Source organism: Nocardia sp. NPDC004340 (assembly GCF_053602575.1).
Genome location: NZ_JBSGDW010000010.1, coordinates 193,397 through 208,848 on the forward strand (window position 1 = coordinate 193,397; position 15,452 = coordinate 208,848).

The 15,452-nt window shown below is 69.2% G+C and carries 17 protein-coding genes; 7 read left to right on the forward strand and 10 right to left on the reverse strand.

Features of this window, described 5'->3' with window-relative positions; all coding sequences use genetic code 11:
* Nucleotides 1-108 precede the first annotated feature (108 nt).
* Nucleotides 109-1,479 (reverse strand): CoA transferase, encoded by a 1,371-nt coding sequence (locus tag ACWEOI_RS30515; protein ID WP_452361811.1) that lies wholly within the window; start codon nucleotides 1,477-1,479, stop codon nucleotides 109-111.
* Nucleotides 1,480-1,544: 65 nt separating this feature from the next.
* On the opposite strand from ACWEOI_RS30515, the gene ACWEOI_RS30520 reads away from it, so the two are divergent.
* The gene (locus ACWEOI_RS30520; protein ID WP_433673110.1) at nucleotides 1,545-2,333 is read left to right on the forward strand and encodes an alpha/beta fold hydrolase; all 789 of its coding nucleotides are present in this window, start codon (nucleotides 1,545-1,547) and stop codon (nucleotides 2,331-2,333) included.
* Nucleotides 2,334-2,384: 51 nt separating this feature from the next.
* On the opposite strand, the gene ACWEOI_RS30525 is transcribed toward ACWEOI_RS30520, so the two are convergent.
* Both ACWEOI_RS30525 and ACWEOI_RS30530 read right to left on the reverse strand, forming a co-directional pair.
* Nucleotides 2,385-3,161, reverse strand: a complete 777-nt coding sequence (locus ACWEOI_RS30525; protein WP_452361812.1) for an O-methyltransferase — start codon at nucleotides 3,159-3,161, stop codon at nucleotides 2,385-2,387.
* A 35-nt stretch (nucleotides 3,162-3,196) separates the two neighbouring features.
* On the reverse strand, nucleotides 3,197-3,799 hold the full coding sequence (locus ACWEOI_RS30530; RefSeq protein WP_452361813.1) for a CGNR zinc finger domain-containing protein: 603 nt from the start codon (nucleotides 3,797-3,799) through the stop codon (nucleotides 3,197-3,199).
* Between the two features lie 102 nt (nucleotides 3,800-3,901).
* On the opposite strand from ACWEOI_RS30530, the gene ACWEOI_RS30535 reads away from it, so the two are divergent.
* Nucleotides 3,902-4,747, forward strand: a complete 846-nt coding sequence (locus tag ACWEOI_RS30535) for an SDR family NAD(P)-dependent oxidoreductase (RefSeq protein ID WP_452361814.1) — start codon at nucleotides 3,902-3,904, stop codon at nucleotides 4,745-4,747.
* 51 nt (nucleotides 4,748-4,798) lie between these two features.
* Here ACWEOI_RS30535 and ACWEOI_RS30540 read toward each other — a convergent pair whose 3' ends face one another.
* The 5 genes from ACWEOI_RS30540 to ACWEOI_RS30560 all read right to left on the reverse strand — a co-directional run bounded on the left by ACWEOI_RS30540 (nucleotide 4,799) and on the right by ACWEOI_RS30560 (nucleotide 9,122).
* A complete protein-coding gene (locus ACWEOI_RS30540) occupies nucleotides 4,799-5,173 on the reverse strand; it encodes a DUF2784 domain-containing protein (protein ID WP_433673114.1) in 375 nt (124 codons plus the stop codon).
* 20 nt (nucleotides 5,174-5,193) lie between these two features.
* Nucleotides 5,194-5,970: an O-methyltransferase gene (locus ACWEOI_RS30545; protein WP_452361815.1), complete on the reverse strand. Its 777-nt coding sequence runs from the start codon at nucleotides 5,968-5,970 to the stop codon at nucleotides 5,194-5,196.
* A 297-nt stretch (nucleotides 5,971-6,267) separates the two neighbouring features.
* Complete coding sequence (locus tag ACWEOI_RS30550) at nucleotides 6,268-7,719, reverse strand: SDR family NAD(P)-dependent oxidoreductase (RefSeq protein WP_433673116.1); 1,452 nt, start codon at nucleotides 7,717-7,719, stop codon at nucleotides 6,268-6,270.
* Nucleotides 7,720-7,836: 117 nt separating this feature from the next.
* Nucleotides 7,837-8,910 (reverse strand): hypothetical protein, encoded by a 1,074-nt coding sequence (locus ACWEOI_RS30555; protein WP_452361816.1) that lies wholly within the window; start codon nucleotides 8,908-8,910, stop codon nucleotides 7,837-7,839.
* Complete coding sequence (locus ACWEOI_RS30560) at nucleotides 8,907-9,122, reverse strand: hypothetical protein (RefSeq protein ID WP_379099041.1); 216 nt, start codon at nucleotides 9,120-9,122, stop codon at nucleotides 8,907-8,909. Before ACWEOI_RS30560 ends, ACWEOI_RS30555 begins: the two co-directional genes overlap by 4 nt.
* Before the next feature lie 123 nt (nucleotides 9,123-9,245).
* Here ACWEOI_RS30560 and ACWEOI_RS30565 point away from each other — a divergent pair, with 123 nt between their 5' ends.
* From ACWEOI_RS30565 to ACWEOI_RS30575, 3 genes are all read left to right on the forward strand, one after another.
* Nucleotides 9,246-9,941 (forward strand): TetR/AcrR family transcriptional regulator, encoded by a 696-nt coding sequence (locus ACWEOI_RS30565; RefSeq protein ID WP_452361817.1) that lies wholly within the window; start codon nucleotides 9,246-9,248, stop codon nucleotides 9,939-9,941.
* A gap of 87 nt (nucleotides 9,942-10,028) precedes the next feature.
* Nucleotides 10,029-11,174 (forward strand): acyl-CoA dehydrogenase family protein, encoded by a 1,146-nt coding sequence (locus ACWEOI_RS30570; RefSeq protein ID WP_433673119.1) that lies wholly within the window; start codon nucleotides 10,029-10,031, stop codon nucleotides 11,172-11,174.
* A gap of 172 nt (nucleotides 11,175-11,346) precedes the next feature.
* A complete protein-coding gene (locus ACWEOI_RS30575; protein WP_357083974.1) occupies nucleotides 11,347-11,907 on the forward strand; it encodes a TetR/AcrR family transcriptional regulator in 561 nt (186 codons plus the stop codon).
* A 15-nt stretch (nucleotides 11,908-11,922) separates the two neighbouring features.
* Here the strand turns inward: ACWEOI_RS30575 and ACWEOI_RS30580 are convergent, their stop codons facing one another.
* Nucleotides 11,923-12,960 carry a saccharopine dehydrogenase family protein gene (locus ACWEOI_RS30580; RefSeq protein ID WP_452361818.1) on the reverse strand — a complete coding sequence of 346 codons (1,038 nt, stop codon included), beginning with the start codon at nucleotides 12,958-12,960 and terminating at the stop codon, nucleotides 11,923-11,925.
* 149 nt (nucleotides 12,961-13,109) lie between these two features.
* On the opposite strand from ACWEOI_RS30580, the gene ACWEOI_RS30585 reads away from it, so the two are divergent.
* Nucleotides 13,110-13,985 (forward strand): cupin domain-containing protein, encoded by an 876-nt coding sequence (locus ACWEOI_RS30585; protein WP_433673121.1) that lies wholly within the window; start codon nucleotides 13,110-13,112, stop codon nucleotides 13,983-13,985.
* A gap of 8 nt (nucleotides 13,986-13,993) precedes the next feature.
* Complete coding sequence (locus tag ACWEOI_RS30590) at nucleotides 13,994-14,830, forward strand: LLM class F420-dependent oxidoreductase (RefSeq protein WP_452361819.1); 837 nt, start codon at nucleotides 13,994-13,996, stop codon at nucleotides 14,828-14,830.
* 51 nt (nucleotides 14,831-14,881) lie between these two features.
* On the opposite strand, the gene ACWEOI_RS30595 is transcribed toward ACWEOI_RS30590, so the two are convergent.
* A complete protein-coding gene (locus ACWEOI_RS30595) occupies nucleotides 14,882-15,430 on the reverse strand; it encodes a YdeI/OmpD-associated family protein (protein WP_433673123.1) in 549 nt (182 codons plus the stop codon).
* Nucleotides 15,431-15,452 lie beyond the last annotated feature (22 nt).

Below are 15,452 nucleotides of genomic sequence, written 5' to 3' on the forward strand. Positions count from 1 at the left end.
CGTGGGACAAGTGGGGTGTGTCGAAAACGCTGCATTGCAAGGCAATTCGACTATTTCGCGGATGCACTTACGGGTGTGCGTGCAGCAGCTTGTATACATTCGGCGAAGTTACGAACCGTCCGGTCGGGCTTTCCATTCGGGAACGCTCGATCCGTAGGCCGGAGCGGGCCACGGAAAGTCCGGATACTCGCTCAATGCCGGGCCCGCGGTGTCCACCGCGGCGTGCGTCACCGCGTAGCGCGGATCCGGGACCTGCGCCGGCGCGTGCCCGGGCGTCCGGCCCGGCGCGGTGATCAGCCAGGACGCGGTGCGAGCCAGCGCGACCCGGACATCGCGTCCGCGACCGTCGGCGCGACGCGCGCACAGGGCGTCCAGCACGCCCGCCGCGAGCAGGTACCCGCTGGCGTGGTCGAGGGCCTGTGCCGGGAGGGCGCCCATGACCGGTTCGATGCGTGAATTATCCCGCGTGCCTTCGATCAGAGAAATTCCGGATGCGGCCTGCACGATGCTGTCGAAACCGCGCCGATCTCCCCACGGACCCTGTTCGCCCCACGCCGAAACTCGGCCGTGCACAATTCCCGGTCGAATATCGCCGGGCCGCACTCCGAGTCGTTCCAAGCTGCCCGGTCGGTAACCCGAGATGATTATGTCTGCATTGCTGATCAATTCGCGGAAGACCGGAAGTCCGGTGTGCAAATCGACTACAGTGGAACGCTTCCCCTGACACGTGTCCAGGAACTGCCAGTCGATCTCCGGCAGTTCCGGCGGGTCGATCCGCAACACATCGGCTCCCAGCAGGGCCAACGCCCGCGTCGCCACCGGACCGGCGATCACCCGGGTCAGATCCAGCACCCGGACCCCGCGCAGTGGCAGCATCGCCGTTGCCGCCCTGAGTGAGTCGAGCGCGCCCCGATCGTCGCGGGCGTCGAGCGCCACCAGCGGGCCGGACGCGGCGGCCTTGCCCTGCGGGCTGTCGGCCCACTCCTGCTCGGTGCGCACCCGGAACGCGATGGCCGCGTGCTCGACGGCGCGCTGTTCGATATCGGCGGCCGTGAGCGTCGCGACCCGCCGGGTGAAATCCTCGGGCCCGGCCTCGGCGGGCAGATCCAGCGCCGCCAGCAGGCGCGTCCGATGGTGCGGGTAGTTGGCGTGCGTGCGCACCCAGCCGTCCGCGGTCCGGAAGAAGCCCGACAACTCCGCGAACATTCGCGGCTGCCGCCCATCGATCCGCAGCAGCTTCTCGCTCTGGAAGGCCGCCGCGACACGGCCGGGGTCGACGACGCTGCGCAGCGGCGTGACCCCGCAGACGTCGCGCCACCGGTCGGCCGCACCGGCGAAGGCCGCGACCGCGCCACCCGCCAGCGCCCAGACCGGCAGCGTCGCAGCCAGATTCGCACCCGGATCGAGCGGCGGCACCGGTGTCCCGGCGACCCCGATTCCGGTCTCGTAGTCGCGAATCAGTGCGTCATAGGTGGCCACGAGCCGACTCTAACTCCGGGACCACGTGCGAGCCCGACGCGAGATCTCGGGGCATACTCGTTCGGATGAGCGCCCATCGACTCCCCGGAACCACTTGGTTGCGCGAACTGAGGCCCGATCCCGCCCCCGAGACCGTGCTGGTGTGCTTCCCGCCCGGCGGCGGCTCCGTGGGCGCCTATCGGCAACTGGCCCAGCGCTTCGGCGCGGGCACCGCGGTCTTCGGCGTGCAGTACCCCGGGCGACAGGACCGTCTTGGCGACCCGCCCGTCCCCGCGCTCACCGAACTGGCCGGGCACGCCGCCACCGACCTGCTGGCGTGGCCGAAAGACGTGCGGCTGGCCATCTTCGGGCACAGTATGGGCGCGACCGTCGCCTACGAGACCGCTCGCCGGGTCGAGGCGGGCGGGCGCGAGGTTACGCACCTGTTCGTCTCCGGCCGTCCCGCACCGGTGCACGAGGAGGCGGGGCGCCTGCACGAGGGCCCGGACGAGGGCCTCATCGCCGAACTCGAACGCCTGTCGAACGATCCGGCGTCGGTGCGCATCCTGCGCGACGAGCCGGGGCTGGCCGATCTGGTCCTCCCGGCGGTCCGCACCGACTATCGCGCGGTCGAGACCTACCGCCACCAGATCGGCGCACCGCTGCGCACGCCGATCACCGCGCTGATCAGCTCCTCGGACCCGACCACCTCGGCCGACCAGGCCGGGCAGTGGCGCGACTTCACCACCGCCGATTTCGATCTCGCCACCTTCGAAGGCGGCCACTTCTATCTGGATCTGCCCGAGAACATCAAGGCCCTCGCCGACTCGATCACCCGCGCGCTGGCCACGGCGTCGCCCGGCCACTCGAGGTGAGTCGGCCGGGCTGCCGCGGACGGCGCTCTCGCCGCCGCGGCGAGTTCGCCGTCAGCCCAGGTATTCCGACTCGAGCACCCGGTCCTTGAGCAGGGACTGGTACTCGATGTGGGTGTCGTGCTCCACGGTGCGCCAGGACTTGCCCTCGGCCTCCCGCATGTAGGCCAGGTAGTCCGGCGCGCCGGGAATGCGCATATTGTCGGCCACCACGATGGTGCCCGGGTGCAGCCAGCCCGCGTCGAGAATGTGCTTCAGGTCGGCGAGATACGCCGACTTGTCGTGGTCGACGAAGACGAAATCGACCGCGCCCTCGGTGATCCCGTGCTCCTCGGCGAGCGTGCGGATGGTGTCCCCGCCGTCGCCGATGGTGCCGACCACCACCGTCACCCGATCCGCGAACCCGGCGTGCGCGATGATGGCGCGCGCCACCTCGGCATTGGCGGCGCTGAACTCGACCGAGATCAGGCGCGCGCCCTCGGGCAGCACCCGCGCCGTGCGAACCGCGCTGTAGCCGACGTACGTGCCCAGCTCCAGTGCCAGCGTCGGATTCGCCCGGCGCACCGCGGCATCCAGCAGCAGGCCCTTCTCGTCGCCGACGTTGACCAGATTGGTGCGCGTGCGCGCGAACCGGTCGATTGCGTCCAGCACGCTGTCCGGGTTGCCCTGCTCGGCATGGGCCAGCACGTGATCGCGCACCGCGGCCTCGCGCCCGTCACCGAATTGGCCCGTGCGGGTGAAGGTCCCGATTCCCCGCACGGTGCTGATCGCCGTGCGCACCGGATACACCACCCGCTGCAGGAACACCGACGCGATCGATGAGCCACCCATGAAAACCCCTTAAGTCACTTCGACAACCAGCGCGATTATGCACGCCCCGAAGCGGATTCGCCCGCGGCGGCCGGATCGGCCTGCTTGCGTCGTTGCCGAAGCGCGCGCATCGACACCTGCGATCCGCACCCGGGACTGCAGTAGCGTGCCGCCCGGTTGCGGGTGCGATCGACGAAGCCGAAGTGGCACGGGGGATTGCAGCATGCCTTGATCCGCATCCAGTCCCCGCGCTGCGCCGTCTCGGTCACCGCAGCGAGAACACTGCCCAGAACGCCCGGGACACCGGACGAGCCGGCGAGAAGTTGTGCCGTTTGCGCGGTGACGACCGTCGTCAGCGGATACCGGATACCGGCCTGCCGCAAGTACCGTTCCGCTTCGACGACCTGCGCGTCACCGATATCCGGATCGCCCGCGTGCGTCAGCAATGTCGTGACCAGTGCGTCGCGCAGCTCGCGTGCGGCCACCGCATCGGAGTCGGTCACCACGGTGGCTGTGTCGAGCAGGCCGCGCTGGGTCGCCCACCGCGCGAATCCCGCAGCCGTGCCGAAGATCTCGACGTTCCCCGCGCCGTCAGCTCTGGTGTTGACGAACGTCAACACCAGAGCAGCCGCATCGTCGTTCCACCGCGGTGTCTCCATGCCTTCACGATATCAACGCCTGATCGAGGTTAGCTCATTCGGTCGCAACTTGTTCGCGGCAACCTCTTGAAGAGTTGCGTTCTAAACCGCTACGGTCGCAACATGACGAATGAAGGAACTACCTCGCGAGTCTGGTTCATCACCGGCGCCTCCTCGGGCATCGGCCGCGAACTCGCAATTCAGGCGCTGGCGGCCGGTGAAGCCGTTGTCGCGGTGGCTCGCCACACCGAAACCCTTGCCGGACTGGCGCAATCCGACCAGCTGCTCGCCATCGAGGCGGACGTACGCGACGAGACGGCCGTCGCGAAGGCGGTCGGGCAGAGCGTGACTCGCTTCGGCCGTATCGATGTCGTCGCCAACCTCGCCGGCTACGGGCTCTTCGGAGCGGTCGAGGAAGCCTCCGACACGCAAGCACGGGCGATCTTCGACACCAACGTCTTCGGTGTCCTCAACGTCCTGCGCGCCACACTGCCGGTGCTGCGGAATCAGAGATCGGGGCACATTCTGCAAGGCTCGTCCTATTACGGTCAGACCGCCGATCCTGGCGTCGGGCTGCTCGCCGCGACCAAGTACGCCGTCGAGGGGCTCTCCGACGCGCTCGCCGCCGAACTGGCGCCACTCGACGTCCACGTCACTCTCGTCCAGCCCGGCCTGGTCGCGACACCGTTCCTGTCCAACCTCGCCGCGGCGACGGCAACCCACGCCGATTACGACCAGACGGTCCGTACCCTGCAACAGGCGATCGGGGCTCTGCCCGCCGAGGCCTTCTCCGCTGTCGAGCGCGTAGCGGCGGGCATCCGAACCGCCGTTGCCAGTGACAATCCGCCTCGCCGCCTCGCCCTCGGCGTCGCGGGATCCGACAGCATGCGCAGCGCCCTCGCCGCGCGCCTCGACGATCTCGACGCCTGGGCCGCCGTCACCGAACTGGTTGACGCCCACGCGGGATAGACGACTTCGGGCCGGGATCGCGCGGGCCGGCGACGACACCGATCCGCGCGATCAAGGCCCCGAGGCGACGGCCCGCCGCCGCGACAGCAGGTAGAGACCCACCCAGGAGACGACGACACACACCACGACCAGCAGCCGTACCTCTGTCAACGCGCTGCGGGGGTAGAGCACGCCGGTGATGTAGTGGTCGATGAACCCGCTCGGTGGCAACCCCGCCTCGCCCGCTCGGTGGCGCGCCCAGTTCTCCAGATTCGTCAGCGGGCACTCGACCTTGAACAGCACGGTGCTGAACCCCCACCCGAAGGCGAGCAGATGCAGCCAGATCGTGCGCGGCCAGCGCCAGGCGATGAAGCCGCCCACCACGACATAGGCCACGAACGCGAAGTGCACGACCGCGGTCGCGTCGGCCAGCAGCCGGTAGACCATGACCCCAGGATAGGTGCGGGTCAGCCCAGGTACTCCGACTCCAGTACGAGATCTCTCAGGAGCGACTGGTATTCGACGTGGGTGTGGTGCTCGACGGTGCGCCACGTGGCGCCCTCGGACTCGCGCATGTACCGCAGGTAGTCCGGTGCTCCTGGAATGCGCACATTGTCGGCGACGGCGAGGCTGCCCGGGTGGAGCCAGCCGGCCTCCAGGATCGTCTTCAGGTCCGGCAGATAAGCCTTCTTGTCGTGGTCGAGGAAGACGAAATCGAGTGTGCCGGGGCCGAATCCGTGCTCGGATACCAGACGCTTCACAGTGTCGCCGCCGTCGTCGATCGTGCCGACGACAACGGTGACCCGATCGGAGAGCCCCGCGTGCGCCAGCAACGTGCGCGCGATCGACGCGTTGTCGGCATTGAGCTCCACCGACACCAGCCGCGCGCCCGGCGCCAGTGCCCGCCCGATCCGGACCGCGCTGTACCCGCAGTAACCACCCAATTCGAGGGCCGACGCGGGACTGGCTCGGCGCACCGCCGCGTCCAGTATCAGCCCCTTCTCGTCGCCGACGTTCACCAGCATGCTGCGGGTCCGCGCGAAGCCGTCGTACGCGGCGAGCACACTGTCCGGATCGCCGACCGTCCCGTGGGCGAGCACGTACGCCCGCGCCGCCTCCTCCCGGCCATCGCCGACCTGACCCGTGCGTACGAAAGTCGGCCCGCCCAAGGCGAATCGGATCACCGACCAGCGCAGGAACGGCAACCGCTCCCGCAATGCATCAGCCACAGACTTAGCGCTCATGAGATCACCCGTCCTGGTGGGGGAGTGCGTGTGTCGATTATGGGCCGCGGTGGGAACGCGGGGTGGGGGAGCGCACGTGGATCGAATTCGGGAAACCCGCAGGGTAGGGGAGTTTCTCGTCCAATTCTGGCGGCCGCCCGATGCTCGGGGGAGCTGATTTCGACAATTAAGTCATGTGATTACGTACATATGCGCATCTAAACATGAATGCTCACCTTCGCGAAAATGGTCGAGAAACAACCCCTCGCCTTCAAAGACAGCAAGGAGGGGAGGGGGCTGGGTCGGTAAGGGAGTCGGCTACCAGTTGGAGGGTTCGTAGTCCTTGAGGAAGCAGCCGTACAGGTCGTCACCGGATTCGCCACGGACGATCGGGTCGTACACGCGGGCCGCGCCGTCGACCAGGTCGAGGGGTGCGTGGAAGCCTTCCTCGGCCAGCCGGATCTTGGTGTAGTGCGGTCGCTCGTCGGTGATCCAGCCGGTGTCGACGGCGGTCATGAGGATCTTGTCGGACTCGAACATCTCGCGGGCGCTGGTGCGAGTCAGCATGTTCAGCGCGGCCTTGGCCATATTGGTGTGCGGGTGGCCCGCGCCCTTGTAGCCGCGGGCGAAGACGCCTTCCATGGCGGAGACATTGACGACGTACTTGCGGCGGGCGGGCGCGGCGGCCATGGCCGGGCGTAGTCGGGAGATGAGGATGAACGGCGCGACCGAGTTGCACAGCTGCACCTCGAGCAGTTCGGTGGCGTCGACCTCGCCGACGTTCTGCACCCAGCTGTTGGTGTGGGCGAGGTCGGGCACCAGGCCGCCCGCGTCGATGGCGACGCCCTGCGAAATGCGTTCGGGGGTGGCCGATCCCGCGATCAGGGCGAGGTCGGTGATGTCGGCGGCGGTGAGGTTGGGGGTGAGGCTGGCGGTCAGCGCGGTGGGGTGGGCCTGCATGGTCTTGCCGAAGCTGATCACGTCGGGCAGTTCGCCGGCGGGCAGCGGTCCGTTCTCGGCTTCGACGAGGGCGCTGTAGGCGCCGACCGAGCGGCGCACGGTCTGCGCGGCGTTGTTGATGAGGATGTCGAGCGGGCCCTGGGCGGCGACGTCGTCGGCGAGGGCGACGACCTGGGCGGGGTCGCGCAGGTCGATGCCGATGATGCGGAGCCGGTGCAGCCAGTCGGCGCTGTCGGGCTGGGCGGCGAAGCGGCGGATTGCGTCGTTGGGGAAGCGGGTGGTGATGGTGGTGTGGGCGCCGTCGCGCAGCAGGCGCAGCGCGATGTACATGCCGATCTTGGCGCGGCCGCCGGTGAGCAGGGCGCGCTTGCCGCTGAGGTCGGTGCCGGCGTCACGCTTGGCGTGGCTCTTGGCGGCGCAGTCCGGGCAGAGCTGGTGGTAGAAGGCGTCCACGCGGGTATAGCGCTGTTTGCATATGTAGCAGGGCCGTGCCCGCAGCAGGGTTCCGGCGCTGCCGCCTTCGGTGGCGGAGCTGATCGGGATCCCGGCGGTTTCGTCGTCGATGCGGTTGGGTGAGCCGGTGGCGGTGGCGGCCACGACTTCCTTGTCGGCGGTGGCGATGGCGTCGCGGGTGGCGATGCGCTTGTTGCGCTTGAACTTCTTGAACATGTGCCCGACGGCGCGCTGCACGGCGACGGAGTCCGGGTGGTCCTTGTCGAGCTGTCCGGCTTGTTCGAGGACGCGCAGGCAGGTGGCCAGGTCGGCGGGGTCGATGGCCGGGGCGTCGGTCGGGGTGGTCTGCTCGGCCATCGGAGCTGCGGTGATCCTTCGTGTGCGGGGCGGTGGACCGAGCCATTCTCCCAGAGCGCCGGGTGTGACGGTCGCCCGGCCGTGACCTGGGGCCGGGCGTGGTGGGTGGCGGCGGGGTCAGGTGGTGGCGATGCCGAGGGGTTCGAGCTGGGTGGCGTGGTGGTCGTGGCCGAGTTCGCGGGCGCGGTCGGCGAGCCGGGTGAGCAGGTCCGCGGGGATCTGGTCGCGGGCCTGAACGAGGGTGTGCCACACCGTGTCCGGGGTGTCGGGGGTGAGGGCGGCGTCGACGAGCGGGAGGGCTTGGGGCCAGAGGTCGTGGGTGGCGGTGGCGTCGATGATGGCGGTGAGGATGTGTTCGTCGTGGATGGCGGGGCGTTGGGCGAACAGGCGCAGGCTGTCGGGGCTCATGGCGCTGGTGATGGGCAGCAGGGTGGTCCAGGCGTCGAGTTCGGCGACGGCGGTGATGAGGCCGTCGAGGACGTCGACGCCGAGGCCGGCGGTGATGTCGCCGATCCAGGCGCGGTTGTGGGGTGCGATGTTGTCGAGCAGGTCGATGCCTTCGGCCCACATCTGCTGGTCGTGGGCGGCGCGGATGATGCCGGGGACGCGGTCGGCGACGATGTGCAGGACGCGGTCGAGGGCGGTTTTGTCCTCGAGCAGGAAGCCGATGCGCAGCAGGTCGGGGTCGCTCATGACGGGGGCGGCGGCGCGCAGGGCGGGTTCGGGGATAACGTGGACGAAGCGGCCCATGGTGATGTGGTCGCCGCGGGACAGGAGTTGGCGTGCGACGTCGGTGACCAGGGTGGCGGGGACCGCGGTGATGATGGCGGCGGTGCGGCGGGGGTCGAGTTGGACGGCGGCTTCGGCGAGGAAGGCCGGGGTGAGGTTCTTGGCGATGTCGACCGCGCGGCGGGGTTCGACGGCGCTGGCGACGGCGGCGCACAGGATGGGTCCGAAGGCGCGTTCGGCGATCTTGGAGCTGATGGCGACGGGGACGATGGCGCTGGCGGTGGCGATGGCCTTCATGCGTTTGGCGTCGCGGTCGAAGAGCAGGTCGGTGACGCGTTCGCGGTATTCGCGCAGGGCGGCGGGTGGGAGGTCGACGAGGAAGTCGAGTTCGGTGGGGTCGTCGAGGCCCAGGACGCGGGCGAGTTTGGTGGTTTCGGCGACGGCGGCGAGGTGGTCGCTCATAGACCCAGTGCTTTCTTGACGGCGGGGCGCAGCAGGCGCGGGACGAAGTCGAGGGAGGAGCCGAGGGCTGCGTCGAGGGTGTCGCGGCGGTGGGTCTTGGCGGCTTCGAGGAGGCGGTGGAGTTCGGCCAGGTCGCTGTCGGGGAGCTGGTCGAAGGCTGCGGGCAGGGGTGCGCGCAGGGTGTCGCCGAGTTGGCGGGCTGGGTCGGACATCGTCGTCTTTCCGGTTGTGCGTACTGCCGGTACGGGATTCGATACTGGCAGTACGATCGGTCCGAAATCAAGTGGGATTGTCGTGCGGACCTGCCGTACCGGCGGTACATGTATGCTGCGCGGGTGGTTCGTAGCAGTGCCGGGGGGACTCGGCTGGTGTCGCGTGAGGAGATCGTGGACGCGGCGATCCGGGTGATCGATCGGGCGGGTCCGCGCCCGAGCATGGATGACATCGCGCGCGAGGCGGGGATCACCAAGCCGCGGTTGTACCGGCAGTTCGCGGACAAGGGGGATCTGTTCACCGAGATCGCGGCGCGCATGTCGCGGCGGGCGTTCGCGGCCGCGGGCGCGGATATGACGTTGATGCTGCAGCCGCCGCGGGTGGCGTTGACGCGGGTGTTCGGTGAGTACGCGCGCGGAATCCTGGAGCATCCCAACGTTTTCCGGTATCTGGGGCAGGCCCCGGTGATCCAGCAGTCGGGCTCGGGGGTGCTGCAGTTGGATCTGGGGCGTGAGGCGGCGCTGCGGTTGGAGAAGCTGGCGCGGTCGGTGGCCGAGGCGGTGCCCTTGGACACGGCGGGGCTGGACTATCTCTCGCGCGCGTTGACCGGTGCGATGGTGTCGATCACCGATCTGTGGCTGTCGGATTCGGATACGCCGTCAGCGGCGCAGACCGCGGAGTTCGTGGGGCAGGCCACGGAGTTGGCGTGGGGGTTGATCGATGGTTTCCTGCGGCGTCAGGGGATCGCCGCGGATCCGGACGTGCCGATTTTCACGACGTTCGCCGAGGTGAATCAGGCCCGGTCGGCCGAGTATTGACACGTTGTTGACACCACGCCAATAGCCGTGCACCCTAGGGGCGAGGCGCATTTGCGCACCCCCGTTCAGGCAAGCGAAGGATCTGCGATGGCACGCCCCGCATGGAGCGACGACGAGGTCGAGGCGGTACGGACTCTGGCGACCACCTTCTTCGAGAAGGAGGTGATCCCGCACACCGAGAAGTTCATCGAACAGGGCCACCCCGACCGCGCCCTCTACAACCGGGCCGGCGAACTGGGCCTGCTGTGCGCGGCCATCCCCACCGAATACGGCGGTGGCGGCGGCACTTTCGCCCACGAGGCGGCCATCATCGAAGCCCAGACCCACGCCGGGGACGGCTCCCTGGGCATGTCGGTGCACTCCTCGATCATCGCGCCCTACATCCACGAATTCGGTTCCGAGGAACTCAAACGGCGGGTGCTGCCCCAGGCGGCCAGCGGCGAGATGGTGCTCTCCATCGGCATGACCGAACCCGGCACCGGCTCGGATCTGCAGAACATCAAGACCCGCGCGGTGCGCGAGGGCGACGAGTACGTCATCACCGGCTCGAAGATCTTCATCTCCAACGGCTGGCTGTGCGACGGCATCATCATCGCCTGCAAGACCGACCCCACCCAGGGCGCGGCCGGCGTCTCGCTGATCTTCGCCGAGGTCTCCGACGAGACCCCCGGCTTCAAGCGTGGCCGCATCCTGTCCAAGATCGGCGGCAAGGCCCAGGACACCGCCGAGCTGTTCTTCGACGGCCTGCGGGTGCCCGCGTCGAACCTGCTCGGGCAGGCCGAGGGCCAGGGCTTCTATCAGATGATGCAGATGCTGGCCCAGGAACGCCTGGTCACCGCCATCCTCGCGGTCGCCATGACCGAGAAGGCCGTGCAGCTGACCGTCGACTACACCAAGGGCCGCGAGGCGTTCGGCAAGCCGCTCTACGCCATGCAGAACACCCGCTTCGAACTGGCCGAGTGCGCGACGATCGCCAAGGTCGGACGCGTGTTCCTCGACGACTGCATCAGCAAGCACCTGCGTGGGGAGCTCGATATCCCCACCGCGGCCATGTCGAAATACTGGTTGACCGATCAACTCGGTAATGTGGTGGATCGCTGCCTGCAGTTCTTCGGCGGCTATGGATACATGACCGAATACCCGATCTCGCAGTTGTACACCGGCGCTCGGGTCCTGCGAATCCTCGCGGGAGCCAACGAGGTGATGAAGGATCTCATTGCCCGCTCACTCTGACCCCACCGCGCCGCCAAGGCCCGGCGGTAACTCCGACCCCACCGCGCCGCCAAGGCCCGGCGGTAACTCCGACCCCACCGCGCCACCCCGGCCCGGCGGTAACTCCGACCCTTCGGCAGACGACGGCGCCACGCGCCGTCGCCGCCTCGAGCCCGACGAACGTCGCGCGCAGATCCTGTCCTGCGCGATCGACATGTTCGGCGAGCGCCCCTACGCGGCGGTGTCGACCGCCGAGCTGGCCCAGCGGGCCGGGGTGGCGCGCGGGCTGATCAACCACTACTTCGGCAACAAGCGCGACCTGTACCTGGCGGTAGTGCGCCGCATGGTTACGCTGCCGCGGCCGGAGAAGATGGCGGTGCCCACCGGATCGCTGCGGGAACGAGTGGACGCCAGTGTGGCGTGGCTGCTCGACACCATCGGCGAGCACGGCAGCACCTGGGTCAAGGTCACCGGCCACGAAGGCGTCGGCGACGATCCGGAGGTGCAGCGCATCCTCGACGAGGCCGACTACGCCGCAGCCGATCGCATGGTGGCGATGATGGGTCTCGACGATTCGCTGCATTCGGCCGAATTGCGGGCGCTGGTGCGCTGTTACGGCGGTCTGGTCAAGGCCGCCGGGCGCGAGTGGATCGTGCGCGGCAGCCTGACCCGCGAGCAGGTGCACCACCTGCTCGCCGACGCCCTCACCACGCTGGTGGCCGAGACGTTCCCGAAGGTCGACGCGAACCCCTAGCGCACGCGAGAAGCCCTAGACGCTCGTGAGCTCCTCGACCTGCCAGTGCACCCCCGTGGTGGCGAGATGGTCGAGGAAGCTCGCGGCGTCGAAAGCCTGCGCGGGCGCGAGGGTTCCGGCCGGAGCGCCGTCGAGCGCGAGACGGCGTGCGGCCTCGACAGCGATGACCGCGGTGGCCGCGTACGGGTCGAACCCGCTCACCCAGCCCCGCGCCCGGCTGCCGTCGACACCGGTCGCCTCGGCCAGGACCAGCCAGCGCGACGCGGCCAAGGCGTCGGCGTCGGGGATCTCGGGAATCGTCTCGGCGACGTCACCACCCAGGCCCGCGAAGATCTCACCCATCTCGGTGCGGATCACCCCGTGCACGATCGGGGTGTCGAGGTGGCGGGGGATGGTGTAGACGCCCGGCAATGCCAGCGGCGTCACCGACACCGGGTCCGGTTCGCCGGGCTCGCTGAGGGTGGTGGCCGATGCGTTGGCCGATTGCCATGTCCGGTCGCGGTATTCGACCTGATCGAGCACGGCGATGGCGGCCATCGACCGGGCCGTGCCGCGCGAGGCCGCGCCCGGGCGGCGCAGATCGGCGATTCGGACCTCCCGCAGCGGCGCGTCGAGGCGGGCGGCGGTGAGTGCGGCGATCAGGTCACCGGGCACCCCGTCATCGGTGACGGCCGGAACGACCGCCACCCCGGCCTGTTTCGCGGGTTCGTCATAGGTGGACAGGATCGTGTGCAGATAGCCGGGTTCGCCGGTGGTGTCGATGTAATGGCGGCGGGCGGCGATCGCGGCCCGCACCACCGGCTCGCCCCACAGGGTGAACGGTCCGGCGGCGTTGACGACGGCGTCGCTGTCGGCGAAGGCGGCGGCCAGGGCGGCGGTGTCGTCGAGGGCGGCCACCCGGATCTCGGCGTCGGGGACCCCGGTGCGGGCGGCGACGGCCCGCAACCGGGTCTCGTCGCGGCCCACCAGGATGGGGGACAGGTCGCGGCGCGCGAGTTCGGCGACGATGAGCGAACCGGTGAAACCGCTCGCGCCGTGCACGGCAATACGCATGAGGGACAACTCCATCGGGTGAAGGGATGCGGCCGGGAATCGGCTCGCAACCCACGCTAGGCACGGCAACTCGGACGATCCATGCTCGAAAGTCCGGTCCCGATGTCCGATCGTCCGGGGCCGCGGGCGCCGCCGGTACGGTGGGATTCGTGGACATCCTCAGTGACGCGGTCGCCGCGATGCGGCTGGGCACACCGCATTCCAACCGCACCGTCCGGCACGGCAGCTGGCGCACCCACTTTCCCGCCGCCGGCAACAGCGCCGGTTTCCATGTCGTGCTGCAGGGTTCGTGCTGGCTGCTGCCCGACGACGGCGACCCGATCCACCTCCAGGTCGGTGACGTCGCGTTCATGCCCCGCAGCCGCGGCCACGCCATCGCCGACCGCCCCGACAGCGACCCCGGCCCCGCCACGGCCGGACCCGACACCGTATTGCTGTGTGGCGCTTACTCTCTCGACGACGCCCGCCCGCACCCCGCGCTGGCCGAACTGCCCGATGTGATCCATCTGCCCGCCCGCGTCGGCCACCACAGCCCGCTGCGCGCCGCGATCGACCTGCTCGGCCACGAACTCGACACCGCCGACGGATCCGGGGCCATCGCGCCCCTGCTCGAAGTGCTGCTGCTGTTCCTGCTGCGCGCCTGGCACCAGGCCCACCCCTCCGACACCGGATGGGTCGGCGCGCTGCGCGACCCGGCCGTGCACGCCGCGCTGCAAGCCATCCACGCCGACCCCGGTCAGCCCTGGACCGTGCAATCGCTGGCCGACCGCGCGGGCGTGTCGCGATCGGTGTTCGCGCAACGGTTCACCGCCACCCTGGGCATCGGCCCGCTCACCTACCTGACCTGGTGGCGCATGACCGGCGCGGCCCGGCTGCTGCGCGACACCGACCTGCTGCTGCGCGTCGTGGCCGAAAAGTCCGGATACGCCTCCGAATACGCGTTCGCCAAAGCGTTCAAACGCGAATTCGGGGTCGCACCGGGAAGATTTCGCGCCGGGGAATGCAATCCGATCATGAACCGTTGAGGCCCGGTATGGCATTCGACGGCTTGGGAACATTCGGCGTGTGGCAGCCCTATCCGCAGTTCACCCCGGAATCCGCGCGGGAGATGGAGGAACTCGGCTACGGCACGATCTGGCTGGGCAGCTCCCCGCCCGCCGACTTCGACGGCTACGAGCAACTGCTCGGCGCGACCGAATCACTGGTGGTCGCCACCAGCATCGTCAATGTGTGGGCCTCGGCGCCCGAAGCCGCCGCCGACACCTACCTGCGCCTGGACGAGAAATTCCCCGGCCGCTTCCTGCTCGGCATCGGCGCGGGCCACCGCGAACACACCGCGGACTACACCAAACCCTATGACGCGCTGGTCGACTACCTCGACGTCCTCGACGCCCGCGGCGTCCCCCAGCACGGTCGCGCTCTGGCCGCACTCGGTCCGCGGGTGGCGCGCCTGGCCCGCGACCGCACCGCCGGGGCGCTGCCCTACCTGACGGTCCCCGAACACACCGCCGAACTGCGCGGCATCCTCGGCCCCGAGGCCCTGCTCGCGGTCGAACACAAAGTGGTCCTCGACGACGACCCGGCCCGCGCCCGCACCCAGGGCCGCGACCGCGCCGGCTTCTACCTCGGGTTGAGCAACTACACCAACAACCTGCGCCGCTTCGGACTCGACGACACCGACCTCACCGCCCCCGGCAGCGACCGCTACGTCGACGCCGTCGTCGCCCACGGCACCACCGACCAGGTCGCCGACCGGTTGAACCAGCACCTGCAGGCCGGAGCCGACCACGTCGCCATCCAGGTCCTCGGTGACGACGCCACCGCGGTCCTGCGCACCCTGGCCCCCGTTCTCACCACCAACCGGGACTGACACCGATTCCGGGCGACAGACATGATGCCTGTCGCCCGGAATCAGCCGCTTTCACTGGTTTTCGAGCCCGCTCACGGCCTTCTCCAGCCGGGAAGCCCGCGTTTTCGCCGTTCTCGTGCGCAGCACGTCCAACACGATCAGATACTGGCCTGTGCGGTCGAGCGCCTCGAACGCGGCTCGCGCCCGCGGCCGCCCTGCCAAGGCCGCCGCTAAATCCTCGGGCACGGTGAAGTTCGCCTGCGAGGGATACGCCGCCGCCCACCGCCCGTCCGCGCGCGCCGCCTGCACCTCCGCCAGCCCCGGCCCCCGCATCCGCCCCGCCGCCGTCAACGCCGCCACCTTGTCGACGTTCACCTGCGACCAGAAGCTTCCGGGCCGCCGCGGCACATACTTCTGCAGATAGAACTCGCCATCGAGGCCCTTGCGCTGCCCGGAGATCCAGCCCCAGCACAACCCCACATCCACCGCCTCGTCCTCGGTCAGCGACGCGATCCCCGATCCCTTCTTCGCCATCCGAATCCACACCCCCTCCGCGCGTCCGTGATTGACCTCGAGCCAGGCATCGAACGCCTCCGCATCACCGAACGCCACCGAATCCATACCCGCCACTGTCGCAGACCGC